Origin of the sequence: Brevundimonas sp. R86498 (assembly GCF_044598075.1) — a bacterium.
In the GTDB taxonomy this organism is placed as follows: Bacteria; Pseudomonadota; Alphaproteobacteria; order Caulobacterales; family Caulobacteraceae; genus Brevundimonas.
Genome location: NZ_CP139004.1, coordinates 226,762 through 241,507 on the forward strand (window position 1 = coordinate 226,762; position 14,746 = coordinate 241,507).

The window sequence follows — 14,746 nt, forward strand, 5'->3', positions numbered from 1 at the left end:
GCGACCGTCTTTGACGTCAGGCCGCGACGCTCTCCATCGAGCGTTTAATGGCCGTCACAGTGGTCGTGGAGGCACGATGTAGCCGGGCGGCGGCTCTGATGCCCAGACCGTCCTCCAACGACCTCCTGATCGCTTCCAGACGATCCTGCGGCATGGGCTTGCGACCGCTCTTCTTGGTCGTCCGCCGCAAGCCCGAAAGCACGCGCTCCCTATGAATGGCCCTTTCGAATTCGGCGAAGACGCCGAGCATCGAGAACATCATGCGGCCAGAAGACGTCGAGGTATCGAGGCCCTGCGTGTGGACGTAGAGGTCCACGTTCTTGGTCTGGATGTCGCCGAGGAAGTGGATCAGGTCGGGCAGGGAACGGCCAATCCGGCAGACCGAGAAGCACGCGATCAGATCAAAATCTCTACGCGCCACTCCCTTCAACAGGTTGTCGAAGCCGGGTCGCTTCTCACGGCCCTTGGCACCCGAGATGCCCTCATCGAGGAAGGTGGCCACGATCTCCCAGTCCTGCCGTTGGGCGACTGCCCGCAGGTCGCGGAGTTGGTTCTCCACGGTCTGGTTCTTATCGGCCGTGCTTACACGAGCGTAGATCGCGACGCGCTTGGTCAGGGGTGTTCTCCGATCCATTGTTGGGAGAACAGGCTCTCACGGATTGTCGAGGCGTCAACGAGAAGCGCAGCTACCGCTTGATGCCCTTGGCCTCGTCGCGGCGATAGGAGGCATCTACGAACTTGGTCATCGTCTCGAAGTCGAAGGTCTTTTCGATCAAGTGCCACCGGCCGGAGAGCCGGTTCTGCCTAACCACATCAAAAACGTTGGCAGGGTGAGGATGCGACAGCGCATCAAACTTCATGAGAATGCGAAAGCCGCCAACATTCATCATGTAGCCGACGTGCCCGTTGTGTCGGATCGTCCATGGCATGGTGACAATCTTGTCCGCCTCGAAGGAGGTGCCATGAAGCTGGTTCCTGAACCGCCCCACTTCCATGGAGAGTTCAGGCAGGACCGTGATGTCTGCGCCAAACGCCACCTCGCCAGCACGGTCCTCAAACTCTCCCAGATCAACCCCTTCCCATTCGGGTCGCTCACTGACCGAGGCTCTCCAGAACGTGGAGACGATCCAGCGCACTATGATCATTGGATCAATGTCGTCGACTCGCCAGTAGTCGCCCAGATCGACGCTGCGCGCTGTGAACCGCTTGCTTAGATCGAGAACCTTCTCATCCAACTCCCGACCAAGCTGCCCGTCGTGAAGGCCGCAGAGTATGTCTCTCACGAACATACCGTTTTGTTTCTTCGCGCTGGTGCGGTCCTGCGTGATGGTCAGGACTGGCTCGCTACCCTGCTCCTTGATCCAGCGCGCAAAACCTGCGGGGACGATATGTGAATCTACAAGCTGATCGCTTGAGCATCCGGGGGCGCGGCATTCCATGTCATGGTTTTAGCAGCCAACGCCGTCCCCCAAAACGGATGGTGTCAGGCACATCGACGAGCGGCTCTGGAAGCCCGGCTTTCCGGGCCGCTGGATGGCTGGTTTCGGGGGGTGTTTGGGAGAACGGGAACAAGGCTACTCCGGCTCCCCCTCAATAAACTTCCTGCGCCGCTCTGGGTCGGTCTCTTCAATGAGATCGAGGACAAACCTCGCGGCATCCTGCTTCTTCTTGTTGATCCGCTTCTTCGGCGGGACCGGGACAGAGGAGGCCGGGGTAGGTGCTGTTGGAGGCCAAGGCCGCCGTCCGCTCATCACCTTGCCTGTCTCGGGGGAAATGACCTGACCAGTTCGCTTGAACTCGTCGAGCCACGACTGCGGATAAAGCGCAGTGCCCCCCGCCTTCTTCTGATAGAACGGCGGTCTCTTGTGGGGTTCCACATCCATGGCCGCAGACGTCTTGCCGATCTTCGGAGCGGCCTCGTCGCGTAGGAAGACTGGCTCCCCCAGCAGGGCGGCCAACTCTTCCCGCTGCTTCTCCCTTTCGGACTTTCGGACTGACGGCATCGACTGGCTCGAATTTATTTCGTTGCCAAACTCGTCGCAGAGAAGCGGTTAAGTTTGGCAGAATTGCACCTTTGATGCTGGCGCCTTTGCCAAACTTGCCCCGAAGCGATCCAGCCTTTGCCAGACCCGTTCCCTTGAAGCGGTCAGCATTGCCAAACCCGCTCCCAGAGCGAACCGCGCGGGCAGTTCTGGCAAATTGCCCTTGCTTGTCAGGCAGATGATCTCGGGTATCTTGATGATGCTTGGCCAAGCCGAGGAGAGTTGTCGCGCTCTCCCGTAGAGACCTCATTCAAGGTCTCGTAACAATAGAGATGGGGAACCAGCCTCATCTCTGCCGGGACTTCTATCCCGATCAGACGACCAAAGCCTCAGCCACCACGCTGGGGCAGCGATGAACTGTGGGCAATCACGAACTTACAAAGGAGGAACGCAGACTATGACCTCGAACCAGACCAACTTGAGTCGCAGTATCAGGCAATTGATACGGCGCGCGCACACCGAGCGGCCCGATAGACCGCATTGCTACAAAGAGGGCGGCCTCACTGTGATGGTCAACCGGCTTGATAGGCTCGACCCAACTGATCCGATACGGGTCAACTCCGCTGGGGAAGCTCGCGTCCCGCCCAAGCCCCTTATCGCCACGCTTCTGCTTGATAACCTCATGGATCAAAGGTTGAGCTATTTGAGTGTGGGCTACGCGGCAAATCGCGGGCAGATAACGCGTCTGAAGGTGCCCCGCGACATTCCACCAGACGAGGAATTCTGGTGGCTCACCGTAGTCACTGCCCTGAATGTCGAAGCGCGAAGCAGGACAAAATCACGCCGAAAGGGCCGGGCCGTCCGATGAAGATCATAGCTTGGCCAGAACACGACTCGCCCGGCCCCATGGCGTCAGCCTTGGACGCACAGAACGTGCCCTACCGTCTGGACCAAGGCCATGAGGGGTGGGTGTTCAGCGTCCGATTGCGCGACTGGATTTTCGCGAAGTCCATCGCAGCCGAGATCGATAGTCGAAATTGACGGCCGGGACCATGACGTTGATGCCGATCACCTCGGGGACTGAAGTTGCCAGCTAACCCCATCATCAAAACGGCTTGTTGAAGCGTTCGACCGTCGCGGGGTCGGCCGTTGCGAGAAACTTTCTGCGCCGCTCGTTCTGGGCGTGGCAGCGCGCCACAAGAATGTTCTTCTGCGCCTCAAACCAACCCTCCGGCTGCTCTCCTCGCTTGTAACGTTCGATGTCGTCGAGACCGAACAGCAGGTCGTCGTCATAGTCGTCGTTCATCGCCGCGCCGCCGGCTTTAGCCAAAGCACGGCCCACGCAACGCGCGCTGCGAGCATAAGGCGACCTTCGCACCAGAGAGTCTGGAACAGTTCGATCAGCGCGTCGCTGGACGGCCCTCGCCCAGACCGGAGGCAGAGATAGTTCTCTGCGCGGCCAAGCCACGCGCTGCTGAAATGCCGGTGCGAGTCGGTGAGACCGCGTTCTAAAAAATGACGATAGATGTCCATACCAGAGCCTTTCGTTTCCGGTATTTATCCTCGGCAGTTTGACTACCGGCGGTCTCAGACCCATTGTCGGTTCGCTCCGTGGGCGCACCCACGGTTCTCCCCCCTTCAACGCATGTTGCCCTTGAGGAGAATAAAATGAGACCAGAACACGCCACGAGTCCGCGCAACCGTATCGCGGAAGGATCGGTCAGGGTGATCTACACGTCACCTGACGGGTATTGGTCGCTCGCAGAGATGACCTACGACGACGAACCCGGCGCAGTAGCCTGTCGCTGGAACGGTGAGTTGGAAGACCCCGACGACAAAGGAAATCCGCGAAGCCATGCCCAAGGGACGTGGTTCGTGTTTCCGAGAGAGTTGGGCCATCCCATCGCCGCCATGGTGAAGCTGTTTGGCAACGGACACGCCGACTACCCCACCCCGAAAAGTTAGACGCCGTTGGTCCTGATGTGCGCGTCAGGACTGCTCGACCGCGATCACTGCGGCAATGGCTGGATAAGTCAGGCGAAACTTGCGACGCGCGTTCTGACCGGGTCGTGCGTGCTGACCGTTCCCAATATTGTCGAGGCCGACAAACCCAAGGACCATTGATGCGCCAGTATCTTGCCCTTTCCGCGCTTCTCGCTCTCGCCGCGTGCGGTTCGCCGACGCCCTCGGAGCCGGGCACAGGTGCTCCGGCAGAAGGGCGAACCCCTGTCCCCGCCGCCGTTGAGACAACCGCCTCTGAGTGCCAAGCCAAGGGTGAGGCTTATTTCCGCGAGATCGAGTCATGGCCAAATTTGAGCGACGGCAGGAATGCCCGAGAGGTGACGGCCGAACGATGCGCTCGCACGAGCGGTGCTTTCGATGGCCTGACTTGACCTGATTCAGGCCGCCTCTGCCCAACGCTTCAACTGTCGTTGATCCATGTTATCACGCCGCGACCTTGGGAGGATCACATGGTTCGATTTGCGATAGCGGTAGCCCTTGTGCTGTCAGCGTCAACGGCCAGCGCGCAAGCCACTGATCCTGCCAACCCTCCCGCCGGTTTTGAACTCTCCCAAGAGCTTCGTGCCCAAGGCGAAGTCATGGTGGACGAGGCCGGGCAAGCCCTGTTGGACAATCTCATTGATCCGGCCTCGGCTCGGTATCGGAGTGTCTTCATCCGAACCACCATCGGTCGCGACCAGCTTCCGCATCTAACGATCTGCGGTCAGGTCAATGCGAAAAACGCGATGGGCGGCTACACTGGCTGGACAGCGTTTGCCTATTCGGGCGGTGCTGTTGGCCTTCTCGTCGGGCGCGGTGGGATCGTTGGTGCCGACGTCGTGTGCCAGCCGGGTAGAGGGCACTGGGACGCCACGGACTATGCGGCGCGCGTGACGGAGAAAGCCAAGCTCGAAGAGTGACGAGAGTTAAGTGGCCCCTCCAAAAAGTCGCTGATCCACGTAGGGTAGCCGCCCTGAGATCAGTCCAATAGAGGGTCGTGTCTCTCCGCTTCGAGAGCCTTGGCTTCGGCGATTTCATCAGCCTTCTCACGAAGCCACTTCCTCGCGCTCCAATGAGATACGGGTTGAGCGTCGCCGAGCCGACGAATCTTCCGATACGCATCGGCTATGTCGAGTGCTTCCATCCCCAGCTTCACCGAATGCTCTCGCGCCTCTTCTCCGATTTGGTCGCCGATGTGCTGCCAAAGGTCAGACAGCATTTCGCGTGTGTGGCCGACGCGAACACGAAACGACATGGCCTTAGACGTCAGCTTAATCCCAAGGGCCTTCCACTCGATATCGGAACCGAAATCGACCAGTTCGGGCACATTCTCGTGCTGTGCCCCTGCCGAGCCTGATGAACTCCAATAGTCGCCGATGTCGCCCGCTATCGAAGCGCAACGCGAGGCATAGTCCTCCAGCGTCAGGGCTACATAGAGAGCCGCGAAATCCGCATCGCGGTTTCGATTGAGCCAGTCTTTGAACAGGCCGAGGCCATATGTCAGGAAAGCTGCGAGGACCGATGAGGTCAGCACCAGCGGCCATAGCTTCGTCCAATCCAACAACATCAAGTCTCCCAGCCCAACCTTGACCCTGCGGTCATACCTCGATTCAACAGCCCTGTGCGCTCCACGCACAGGGGGCTTCAGTGGCTACGCTTACGCAATCCGAACTCGAAACCCACCTTTGGAAGGCGGCGGATATCCTGCGCGGCCACGTCGATGCTGGGAAGTTCAAGGACTACATCTTCGCCCTGCTTTTTTACCGGCGGCTCTGCGACGTGTGGGATGAGGAGTTCGAGGTTCTGCTGGCCGAGACGGGAGACCGCGAGGAGGCGGCTGATCCCGAGGAGCACCGTTTCCACGTCCCGCCCCAGCACAATTGGAATGCGGTCAGGAAGAACGCCACCCAGATCGGTCAGCACCTGAACAATGCCTTCGCCGCGATTGAAGACGCCAACCTGCGTCTGCGCGGCGTGTTCGGCGACGTGGACTTTGCCAATCAGGAACGCTTCCCCGACGCGCGGCTGGAGCGGCTGCTCGCCCACTTCGAGAAGCACAGGCTGCGGAATAGCGACGTGCCGCCCGACATGCTGGGCGACGCCTACATGTATCTGATCGAGCAATTCGCCGAGGGCGCGGGCAAGAAGGGCGGCGAGTTTTACACGCCTCGACAGGTCGTGAAGTTGATCGTCGAGTGCCTCGATCCCCAGCCGGGCATGTCGATCTACGATCCCACCTGCGGCTCCGGCGGTATGCTGCTGGAAGCGGTCGAACACCTGAAGTCCAAGGGCCAAGACCCTCGCAGCCTGTCCCTCTATGGGCAGGAGAAGGAACTGGACACATGGGCCATCGCCCAGATCAACCTGTTCCTCCACGACATCAACGACGCGTTCATCGCAAAGGGCGACACGGTTCTCGATCCGAAGCGATACGATCCGCGTGCGGGTGAGTTCTTGCCCGGCGTCGGAGCCTACGACCGGGTGCTGGCCAACCCGCCCTTCTCGGTGAAGGAGTGGGGTCACGAGGTCTGGACCAACGGCGATCAATACGGGCGCGATGTCTACGGCGTGCCGCCCAAGGGCTACGGTGATCTCGCCTTCGTCCAGCACATGGTTGCCTCACTGAAGGACGATGGCATGCTGGGCGTGGTCGTGCCTCACGGCGTGCTGTTCCGGGGTGGTGCCGAGGGTCGCATCCGCGAGGCCATGCTGAGGGCCGACGTCATCGAAGCGGTGATCGGACTGGCACCCAACCTTTTTTACGGCGCGAGTATTCCGGCGGCGATCCTGATCATTCGCAAGACCAAGCCCGCCGAGCGGCAAGGCAAGGTTTTGGTCGTCAACGGAGACGCGACATTCACGCCGGGTAAGGCCCAGAACCATCTGACTGACGCCAATGTGCGGACGATGGCCGACGCCTTCCATGGTTTCGCCGACATCGAGAAGCTGGCGCGTGTTGTGCCTGTCGAGGAGATCACGGCGAACGGCTCCAACCTGAACATCAGCCGCTATGTCCAGACCGGTATGGACGCAGAGGCCGTGGATGTAGCCGCAGAGGTTGCCAAGCTCCAAGGTCTGATCGCGAAGCGCGACGAGGCCGAAGCTGTTATGTTTGGGCACCTGAAGAGGCTCGGTTATGTCGAGTGACGTGCCGGTAGGGTGGACGCAAACCACATTAGGCACCCTCGCAGACATAACTCGTGGCATTAGCTGGCGAGACGAGAACGAAACCAGCGAGATCACGGTCGGCGCATTGCCGGTGCTCGGAATTCGGAATGTTCAGCAGTCACTGAAGCTCGACGAAACCGTATGGCTAAAGGGCCTTTCGCAGAAAGCGGTCGCGAGCAGCACCGTGCGCTTTGGCGACATCCTTATGGTCGGTTCAAACGGTAACCCAGCCCGTATCGGCAATGCCGTCCGCATCAATGTGCCGGGCGTTTATCTCTATGCTTCCCTGCTCTTCGGCATTCGACCTGATGAGGCACAGGTCGATGCCGAATTCCTGTTTCACATGATCCGCTCGTCTGCTGTCCAGCAGGCGATATCCGACACAGTTCAGGGCAGCACAGGTCTGGCAAACCTGAAGATCACAGTCCTCCGCGACATTGCGCTTTCGCTTCCCCCGCTCGACGAGCAGCGGCGGATCGCTGCGGTGCTGCGGTCCGCAGATGAAGCTGTATCGGCACTTGAAGCGTCGGTGAGGGCTGCGCGTTCCCTTAGACAGGCTACGCTCGATGATGTGATGCGGAGCGAGGCAAGTTCGACCGAAGATTGGCCATTGGAAGCTGTCGCCGACGTCAGGACAGGTCTGGCAAAAAATGCTGGTCGCCAAGGGGAGAAGGTATCTCTTCCATACCTCCGCGTTGCCAATGTCCAAGATGGTTGGATCGACTTGACCGAGGTGAAAAGCGTCGATGTCGATCCGGCTGCTGTTTCGCGCTACAGCCTCCGAGCGGGGGACGTGCTCCTTACCGAGGGTGGCGATTACGACAAGTTGGGCCGTGGCGGTGTGTGGACTGGCGAGATCGAGCCATGCCTCCATCAGAACCACGTCTTCGCGGTTCGGCCAGACGGAAAGAGGCTATCCTCAGCTTTTCTTGCCCTGCTTACACAGTCGTATTTGGGCCGCGCATATTTCCTATCCTGCGCCAAGCGGACCACCAATCTGGCTTCGATCAATTCCTCCCAGTTGAAGAGGCTTCCAGTTCCGGCGTTATCCCTGCCCCGACAGCAAGAGATCGTCTCGGAAATCGGTAGCCTCGACCGTTTCATCGGCATCGAGAGGGAACGGGGCGTCTACATGCGCCGACTGCGGGAGGCACTATCGCACGACCTCCTCTTGGGCCGTGTCAGGATGTCAGCATGAGCGAATACCGCCTCGCCGAGAAGCCCGCGCTCGATGCCCTCACGGCCATGGGCTACGTCGCGCTTCATCCCGAGGCGGCGATGCTGATGCGGCAGGAGCCGAACCGCGTCCTGCTCAAGCCGGTCCTGATCGAGGCTCTTCAGGCTCTGAACGAGGGGCTGGCCGCCGAGGACGCCGAGGCGATCTATAGCGACCTGTCCACCCTCTCCGACAACGAAGAATGGCAGCGACGTCTGCGCGGTGCCTATTCCCGACGTTTGAAGGGTGAGGCGAAAGATAAGCCGGTCGCCCTAATCGACTTCAAGCGGCCAGATAGGAACCGCTACCACGTTGTGCGCCAGTTCAAGGTCGAGGCGCAGCGGTCGCGGATCGCCGACCTCGTGGTGTTCGTCAACGGCATCCCGCTGGTCGTCATCGAAGCCAAATGCCCTCTGAAGGCGGCGGACCGCTCCGGTCAGGCGTTCGAACAGATCAAGCAGTATGAGCGCGATATCCCGCGCCTGTTTTACCCCAACGCCTTCAGCATCGTCACGGACGGCATGGCGACGCTATATGGCGCGACTCGCGCTCCGGCGAAGTTCTACGCGCCTTGGCCCGACCCGTGGCCGCACACGCGCGATGAGTTCGCCGATGATCTGTCGAAAGACCTGTGGTGCCTGTTGGAGCCGTCCCGGCTGCTCGACTTGCTGGCGCACTTCATCGTCTTCGAGACTGACCCGGACGACGGACAGCGGATCAAGAAGGTCTGCCGCTATCAGCAGTTCAGGGCCGTCAACAAGGCGGTCAACCGCGTCGCCGAAGGGACGAAGAAGAAGGGCCTGATCTGGCACACCCAAGGCTCGGGCAAGAGCCTGACGATGGTGTTCCTCGCCCTGAAGCTGAAGACCCATCTGACGCTGGACGCGCCGACGCTCCAGAACCCGAACATCCTCGTCCTCACCGACCGGATCGATCTGGACGACCAGATCGCCAAGACCTTCGTCGCCTGTGGTCTGCCCAACCCCAAACAGGCCGCCTCGGTCGGCGAGTTGCGCGAGGCTGTGGCGCGCGGCGGCTCGGGCCAAATCCTGATGTCTACAATCTTCAAGTTCCAAGGCTCCAAGGAGCCGATTCCGAACTCGGAGGACTGGATCGTGCTGGTGGACGAGTGTCACCGCACGCAGGAGAAAGACCTCGGGGCCTTCCTGTCCGCGACCCTGCCCAACGCGCGCTTCTTCGGCTTCACCGGCACACCTATCAAGAAGGCCGACAAGGACACCTACGCCCGCTTCAGCGAGCCGGGGGAGACCTACCTCGACAAATACGGGATCGACGATGCCGTGCGTGACGGTGCCACCGTGCCGATCCTCTACGAAGGCCGGAAGACCGAATGGTCGATCAACGAGAGTCAGATCGACATCCTGTTCGACCGCTGGTTCGTCGATCTGCCCGACGAGAAGCGAGAGAAGCTGAAGCAGAAGGGCGTCAGCCTTGCGTTGATCGCCAAGCACCCCGACCGCATCCGCTTGATCGCTCGCGACATCTGGGAACACTTCAAACAGACGTGCCGCCCGGACGGCTTCAAGGCCCAGATCGTCGCCATCGACCGCGAGTCCGTCGTGCTCTACCGCGCCGCTTTGGTCGAGGTGATCGCCGCCGACCTGATCAAGGACGGCATGGCCGAGGGAGACGCAGCGGGAAAGGCGCACCGGATGATTGCGTGTGTCTTCTCCAAAGCCCAGACGGACGGCTATCCTTCCGAAGACCCCGCCATCGAAAGCGTGCGCCAGCAGTTGAACGCCTATTTCCTCGACGACGAGGGAGAGAAGGCGGTCAAAAAGGCGTTCAAGGGCAGCACCGACGAGCCGAGCTTCCTGATCGTCTGCGACAAGCTGCTGACCGGCTTCGACGCGCCGAACGAGCACGTCATGTATCTGGACAAGCCGCTCCGCGAGCATGGTCTGCTTCAGGCCATCGCCCGCACCAACCGCACCTGCTCGATCAAGCGGCCTGACGGCACTTCGGTTGATAAGCCACACGGCCGGATCGTGGACTACATCGGGGTGACCCAGAACCTCGAAGACGCCCTCTCGTCCTATCGGGCTGACGACGTCCAGAACGCCCTAACCGATCTCGATCTTCTGCGCCGTGACCTGCGGAAGACCCACGCCGAGTTCATGCGCCTGAAGCGTCTGATGGGCCTGAACGGTATGGACGAGAAGGCCGCCGCCTACGCCATGGAGAAGCTCGTCTCGGATGGACGAGAGGACGACTGGTTCGAGCTTCAGCGTCTCGGCCGCCACTTCGTGCGGACCTATGGCGACCTGTCGCCCGACCCGGCCATCCTCGACTTCACCGAGGACATGAAGTGGGCCGCCGCTTTCCTGCGGCTGGCCCAACAGGCGATCACCAAAGATGAGAGCCTCGATCACCTGACCTACTCGTCCAAGATCAGGGACATGCTGGAGGAGCACGTCCGCGCCACCGGCCTGAGCACGACCGTCCGCCTCCGCAACATCACTGACCCCGACTTCAAGGACGACTTCCAGACCGAGGGCCAGTCGGAGGAGGAGCAGAAAGAATCCTTCATCCGAAAGGCCGCTGAATTGAAGCGGGTGACCCGCGAACTGGTCGATAAGAACCCCGCTCAATACGGTCGCTTCTCCGAGCGCGTGCTGGAGATCATCCGCCGGTTCGAGGAAGGCCAGATCGCCGCCGGAGAGGGCCTCAAGGCGTTCGAAGACCTCACCGGCGGTATCGAGGCCGAGGCGGGTGCCCACACCGAACTGGGCATGGACGAGCGCGCCTTCGCCATTCTGCGGATTATGGAGCCGCACGCGCCCGACGCCGAGCACGGCGACCTTCAGGCCGTCGCAGTCGAGGTCGGCGATCTCTACGCGACCGCACAGGCCAGCCAGCCGTCGTGGTTCTTCATGGACGGCTACAAGAAGGAGCTTCGGCGTGACGTTCGGAAGGTGCTGCGTCCGCTCGAACTGGATGACGCCAACGGGGTCAGGGACGAGATCGAGAACTACGCCATCCACGCCTACGCCGGGTCGCACTGATGGGCATGGTCCGCATCGGCCAGACCGAGGTGGCCTACGAGCTTCGACGCTCTCCAGCGGCCTCTGAGAGACGGATCACAGTCACGCCCGGTCATGTGGAGGTGCTGGCCCTCACGACCGACGATGACGCCGTGATCGACGCCTTCCTGAACCGGAAGCGGCAGTGGCTGTTCAACACCCTTCGCGAGCTTGAGACGGCGACCGCCAAGCGCGCCGTAGTGCCCCGGTTCATGACCGGCTCGAAGATACCTTGCCGGGGCAGGAATGCGCGTCTGACCGTCCGCCGTCACGACGGCGCCCACGTCGAGATCAGCTACCGCAACGGCTTCTTCGTGGACCTGCCGTCGTGGGTGCGGGACGAGGACTCGGACGGCATCGTCGCCACCGAGATCAAGCTCTGGCTGAAGCGGCGCGTGCGGCGCGACGTGATGGAGATCGCATCTGCCTACCGGAGACGGTTCGACCTGAAGCCGCGCACCATCCGCGTCGCCGACATGAAAACCGGCTGGGGCGCGTGCGGACTGTCTGGCTCTATCCTGCTCAACTGGACGCTCGTGTTCGCGCCCAAAGCTGTCCTCGAATACGTCGTGGTCCATGAACTCGCCCACCTGAAGGTTCGATCTCATGGGCCGGAGTTTTGGGCCTATCTGGCGACGTTGCTGCCGGGCTACGAGCGGCCGAAAGGCTGGCTCGATACGCATCAAGGATCGCTGGACGCTGCTTTTCTCGAAGCGCGTGTTGACGGTTTGAAAGGACGACATGCCCGTTCCTGACTACGAGACCCTTATGTTGCCGGTGCTCCGTTTGTTCGGGGCGGGTGCGAAGAATGTCGCCGAATGCGTCCCACGGATTAGGGACGAGTTCGGAATCAGTGATGAGGAAGCGCAGGAGCTTATCCCGAGCGGCCGTATCACGGTGCTCCAAAGCCGAACGCACTGGGCCAGAACTTACCTTTCAAAAGCGGGTCTCCTCTATTCGCCATCGCGGAACCTCCACGTCATCACCGACAAAGGCCGCTCTCTGCTGGAACGAAACCCGGCGCGCATCGACAACGCACTCCTCGGCGAGTTCGATGGGTTTTCGGATTGGGTCGAGCGATCAAAATCCGGCGACTCGTCCACTCGGTCCGTCGAGAAAAATGCTGTGCCAACCGTCGATGAAAGTCAGACGCCTGACGACGCGATGTCGGCCGCCAGCGCAATCCTGAACGCCGCACTCGTAGATGATCTTGGCGGGGCAATCCGCAGCATCACACCGCAACGATTCGAGCGGCTGATCCTCGATCTGCTCATAGCGATGGGCTACGGCGGCGGTGACATCGAGAATGGTCGGATGACCAAAGCATCCGGTGATGGCGGCATTGATGGCATCATCAACGAGGACGCGCTCGGTCTGGACGCCGTTTACGTTCAGGCGAAACGATACGCTCCAGACAACACTGTCGGGCGTCCCGACATCCAACGATTCATCGGTTCACTGACTGGAGAGGGAGCCACAAAAGGCGTGTTCGTGACGACCTCATCGTTTTCGCGGGAGGCCCGCGAGTATGTGGGACGCATCCAACAGCGTGTTGTTCTGATCGACGGCGTGGCACTGGCTCAGTTGATGGTCAAACACGGCGTCGGCGTTCGGGAGCGGACCCGCTATGTGATCAAAGACATTGATCAGGACTATTTCGCCGACACCGACCTGTCGTGACGCTCGCGATCCCGTTTCGCACGCTGATCCACGCCGACTGGAGCGTCTCTCCTAAAAAGCGTTGGATGGCGCGGGCTGATTTTCGTGACAACCGATGGATGGTCTCACCCACGGTTCGAGCAGACGATATCCTCTCCACGTTGCTGGCAACCGCCGATCCGCCATTGCTCGGGGGGTTCGACTTCCCGATTGGTCTGCCGGAGACCTATGGACGGGGCACGGGCTTTCCTGACTTTCCAACCTTCCTGCGCGATCTGGACGAGGGCGCATGGGATCAATTCCGCACCATCTCGCGACGTCCTGAAGAGATAAGCCAAGCCCGTCCATTCTATCCGGCCGGAGCAGCTAAGGGCGTGAAACGGGCGCATCTGGTCGAGGCCCATGCTGTGTCCGACTGGGAAGGACTGCTCAGGCGGTCGGAGCGGGCTACGGGGACGCGGCGGGCAGCTTGTTCGATCTTCTGGACCCTCGGCGGCAATCAGGTCGGTCGGGGTGCCCTGTCAGGCTGGGAGGAGGTGCTCCGGCCGGGTTTGATGGCGGGTGCTCATCTCTGGCCGTTCGACGGCTCGTTGTTGGAGTTGGCCCAGCGCGGCGGGATCACCTTTTCCGAGACATATCCGGCCGAAGCCTACGGCCATGTCGGAGTGCGTTTCACCCGATCACAAAGCAAACGCCGCCAGTCTGATCGGCGTAGTCATTCCCAGACAATCATCGACTGGGCGGCCTCTCGCGAAGTCTCGATTGAGGCGGATGCTCTGGATGAGATCGAAGATGGGTTCGGGACGGACGCCGCTGGCGAAGACCGTTTCGACGCGATGTTGGGCCTGATGGGGATGGTGGAAGTCGTGGTCGGTGGCCGTCCAGAACGCCCTCTCACGGTATCAGAGGAGACAATTTGGGAGGGATGGATCATGGGACAAGCTGGCATTTCAGATGCGGAATAAGCTGACAGTTGAGGCAGTCGAAAAGACGATCCGCGAGTGCCGGGCGAAGGGTCACGAAGCCTTCCGCAGGGAGTATGGGTTCCATCGCTCAAGGCGGTATGCCCTGATGTTTGAAGGCGAGGCATTCGAACTCGAAGCCAATCGCCGCTGTCGCCTTTAAGCACGTTCCCCAAGTCGCGCGCCCGCTTACCAGCAAGCAGATTTCTGGTGGTATCGCGAACCCTGACTGTGCCGCAAACCTGCTCACCGCTCTCGGCTTTGAGGTTCAAGAGTTGTTCCCCGACCATTGGGATAGACCGGACCCGTTCGCGCCGACGACCGATGATGACGCCGAAGACGATTGGCTCGATCAGGCGGGCGTCCACGAAGGATCGCCGGTGCTACGGGCACACCTTCGGCGTGAGCGAAGGTCGGCTGATCTCGTAAAAAAGCTCAAGCGCGAGGTGCTCAAACGCACCGGTCGTCTGGCTTGCGTAGTGTGCGATTTCGACTTCGCTTCCGCGTATGGCCCGAAAGGCTTGGGCTATATCGAGGCGCATCACGTCGTTCCGCTTTCCGCATCGGAAGAGGCGGTCATTACCCGGATTACAGACCTCGCGCTGGTCTGCGCGAACTGTCACCGGATGCTTCACCGATCCGGCGATCTGACGCTCGATGAACTGCGAGCAGCCATAGCGGGCACTTCAGCGGATTAGGCGCAGGTTGATAGAC

General features: G+C 60.8%; 15 protein-coding genes. 9 read left to right on the forward strand and 6 right to left on the reverse strand.

Annotation, left to right across the window (positions count from 1 at the left end):
• Positions 1 to 16: 16 nt before the first annotated feature.
• The 5 genes from SJY26_RS01185 to SJY26_RS01205 form a co-directional block, all read right to left on the reverse strand.
• Positions 17 to 634, reverse strand: a complete 618-nt coding sequence (locus SJY26_RS01185) for a recombinase family protein (RefSeq protein ID WP_396594344.1) — start codon at positions 632 to 634, stop codon at positions 17 to 19.
• A 52-nt stretch (positions 635 to 686) separates the two neighbouring features.
• On the reverse strand, positions 687 to 1,439 hold the full coding sequence (locus SJY26_RS01190; protein WP_396594345.1) for a hypothetical protein: 753 nt from the start codon (positions 1,437 to 1,439) through the stop codon (positions 687 to 689).
• A 135-nt stretch (positions 1,440 to 1,574) separates the two neighbouring features.
• Positions 1,575 to 1,958 (reverse strand): hypothetical protein, encoded by a 384-nt coding sequence (locus tag SJY26_RS01195; protein ID WP_396594346.1) that lies wholly within the window; start codon positions 1,956 to 1,958, stop codon positions 1,575 to 1,577.
• A gap of 1,129 nt (positions 1,959 to 3,087) precedes the next feature.
• On the reverse strand, positions 3,088 to 3,288 hold the full coding sequence (locus tag SJY26_RS01200; protein WP_396594347.1) for a hypothetical protein: 201 nt from the start codon (positions 3,286 to 3,288) through the stop codon (positions 3,088 to 3,090).
• Positions 3,285 to 3,515 (reverse strand): DUF6626 family protein, encoded by a 231-nt coding sequence (locus SJY26_RS01205; RefSeq protein WP_396594348.1) that lies wholly within the window; start codon positions 3,513 to 3,515, stop codon positions 3,285 to 3,287. Before SJY26_RS01205 ends, SJY26_RS01200 begins: the two co-directional genes overlap by 4 nt.
• Positions 3,516 to 3,650: 135 nt before the next feature.
• Here SJY26_RS01205 and SJY26_RS01210 point away from each other — a divergent pair, with 135 nt between their 5' ends.
• Both SJY26_RS01210 and SJY26_RS01215 read left to right on the forward strand, forming a co-directional pair.
• Positions 3,651 to 3,947, forward strand: coding sequence for a hypothetical protein (locus SJY26_RS01210; RefSeq protein ID WP_396594349.1), 297 nt, complete (start codon positions 3,651 to 3,653; stop codon positions 3,945 to 3,947).
• 506 nt (positions 3,948 to 4,453) lie between these two features.
• Entirely contained in the window at positions 4,454 to 4,903 is a 450-nt protein-coding gene (locus SJY26_RS01215) for a hypothetical protein (RefSeq protein ID WP_396594350.1), read from the forward strand.
• 59 nt (positions 4,904 to 4,962) lie between these two features.
• On the opposite strand, the gene SJY26_RS01220 is transcribed toward SJY26_RS01215, so the two are convergent.
• A complete protein-coding gene (locus SJY26_RS01220; RefSeq protein WP_396594351.1) occupies positions 4,963 to 5,550 on the reverse strand; it encodes a hypothetical protein in 588 nt (195 codons plus the stop codon).
• An 80-nt stretch (positions 5,551 to 5,630) separates the two neighbouring features.
• Here SJY26_RS01220 and SJY26_RS01225 point away from each other — a divergent pair, with 80 nt between their 5' ends.
• From SJY26_RS01225 to SJY26_RS01255, 7 genes are all read left to right on the forward strand, one after another.
• Positions 5,631 to 7,130: an N-6 DNA methylase gene (locus tag SJY26_RS01225; RefSeq protein WP_396594352.1), complete on the forward strand. Its 1,500-nt coding sequence runs from the start codon at positions 5,631 to 5,633 to the stop codon at positions 7,128 to 7,130.
• On the forward strand, positions 7,120 to 8,349 hold the full coding sequence (locus SJY26_RS01230; protein WP_396594353.1) for a restriction endonuclease subunit S: 1,230 nt from the start codon (positions 7,120 to 7,122) through the stop codon (positions 8,347 to 8,349). Before SJY26_RS01225 ends, SJY26_RS01230 begins: the two co-directional genes overlap by 11 nt.
• Complete coding sequence (locus SJY26_RS01235; RefSeq protein WP_396594354.1) at positions 8,346 to 11,393, forward strand: type I restriction endonuclease subunit R; 3,048 nt, start codon at positions 8,346 to 8,348, stop codon at positions 11,391 to 11,393. Before SJY26_RS01230 ends, SJY26_RS01235 begins: the two co-directional genes overlap by 4 nt.
• Positions 11,393 to 12,166, forward strand: coding sequence for a M48 family metallopeptidase (locus SJY26_RS01240; protein ID WP_396594355.1), 774 nt, complete (start codon positions 11,393 to 11,395; stop codon positions 12,164 to 12,166). Before SJY26_RS01235 ends, SJY26_RS01240 begins: the two co-directional genes overlap by 1 nt.
• Positions 12,153 to 13,091 carry a restriction endonuclease gene (locus tag SJY26_RS01245; RefSeq protein WP_396594356.1) on the forward strand — a complete coding sequence of 313 codons (939 nt, stop codon included), beginning with the start codon at positions 12,153 to 12,155 and terminating at the stop codon, positions 13,089 to 13,091. The genes SJY26_RS01240 and SJY26_RS01245 overlap by 14 nt, the downstream gene beginning before the upstream one ends.
• Positions 13,088 to 14,035, forward strand: a complete 948-nt coding sequence (locus SJY26_RS01250; RefSeq protein WP_396594357.1) for a hypothetical protein — start codon at positions 13,088 to 13,090, stop codon at positions 14,033 to 14,035. The genes SJY26_RS01245 and SJY26_RS01250 overlap by 4 nt, the downstream gene beginning before the upstream one ends.
• Before the next feature lie 110 nt (positions 14,036 to 14,145).
• Positions 14,146 to 14,730, forward strand: coding sequence for an HNH endonuclease (locus SJY26_RS01255; RefSeq protein ID WP_396594358.1), 585 nt, complete (start codon positions 14,146 to 14,148; stop codon positions 14,728 to 14,730).
• Positions 14,731 to 14,746 lie beyond the last annotated feature (16 nt).

Bases quoted from the DNA above. Each gene is read 5' to 3' on its own strand.
- SJY26_RS01185 (WP_396594344.1), bottom strand. From the start codon at position 634: ATGGATCGGAGAACACCCCTGACCAAGCGCGTCGCGATCTACGCTCGT.
- SJY26_RS01190 (WP_396594345.1), bottom strand. From the start codon at position 1,439: ATGGAATGCCGCGCCCCCGGATGCTCAAGCGATCAGCTTGTAGATTCA.
- SJY26_RS01200 (WP_396594347.1), bottom strand. From the start codon at position 3,288: ATGAACGACGACTATGACGACGACCTGCTGTTCGGTCTCGACGACATC.
- SJY26_RS01205 (WP_396594348.1), bottom strand. From the start codon at position 3,515: ATGGACATCTATCGTCATTTTTTAGAACGCGGTCTCACCGACTCGCAC.
- SJY26_RS01210 (WP_396594349.1), top strand. From the start codon at position 3,651: ATGAGACCAGAACACGCCACGAGTCCGCGCAACCGTATCGCGGAAGGA.
- SJY26_RS01215 (WP_396594350.1), top strand. From the start codon at position 4,454: ATGGTTCGATTTGCGATAGCGGTAGCCCTTGTGCTGTCAGCGTCAACG.
- SJY26_RS01220 (WP_396594351.1), bottom strand. From the start codon at position 5,550: ATGTTGTTGGATTGGACGAAGCTATGGCCGCTGGTGCTGACCTCATCG.
- SJY26_RS01230 (WP_396594353.1), top strand. From the start codon at position 7,120: ATGTCGAGTGACGTGCCGGTAGGGTGGACGCAAACCACATTAGGCACC.
- SJY26_RS01235 (WP_396594354.1), top strand. From the start codon at position 8,346: ATGAGCGAATACCGCCTCGCCGAGAAGCCCGCGCTCGATGCCCTCACG.
- SJY26_RS01240 (WP_396594355.1), top strand. From the start codon at position 11,393: ATGGGCATGGTCCGCATCGGCCAGACCGAGGTGGCCTACGAGCTTCGA.
- SJY26_RS01245 (WP_396594356.1), top strand. From the start codon at position 12,153: ATGCCCGTTCCTGACTACGAGACCCTTATGTTGCCGGTGCTCCGTTTG.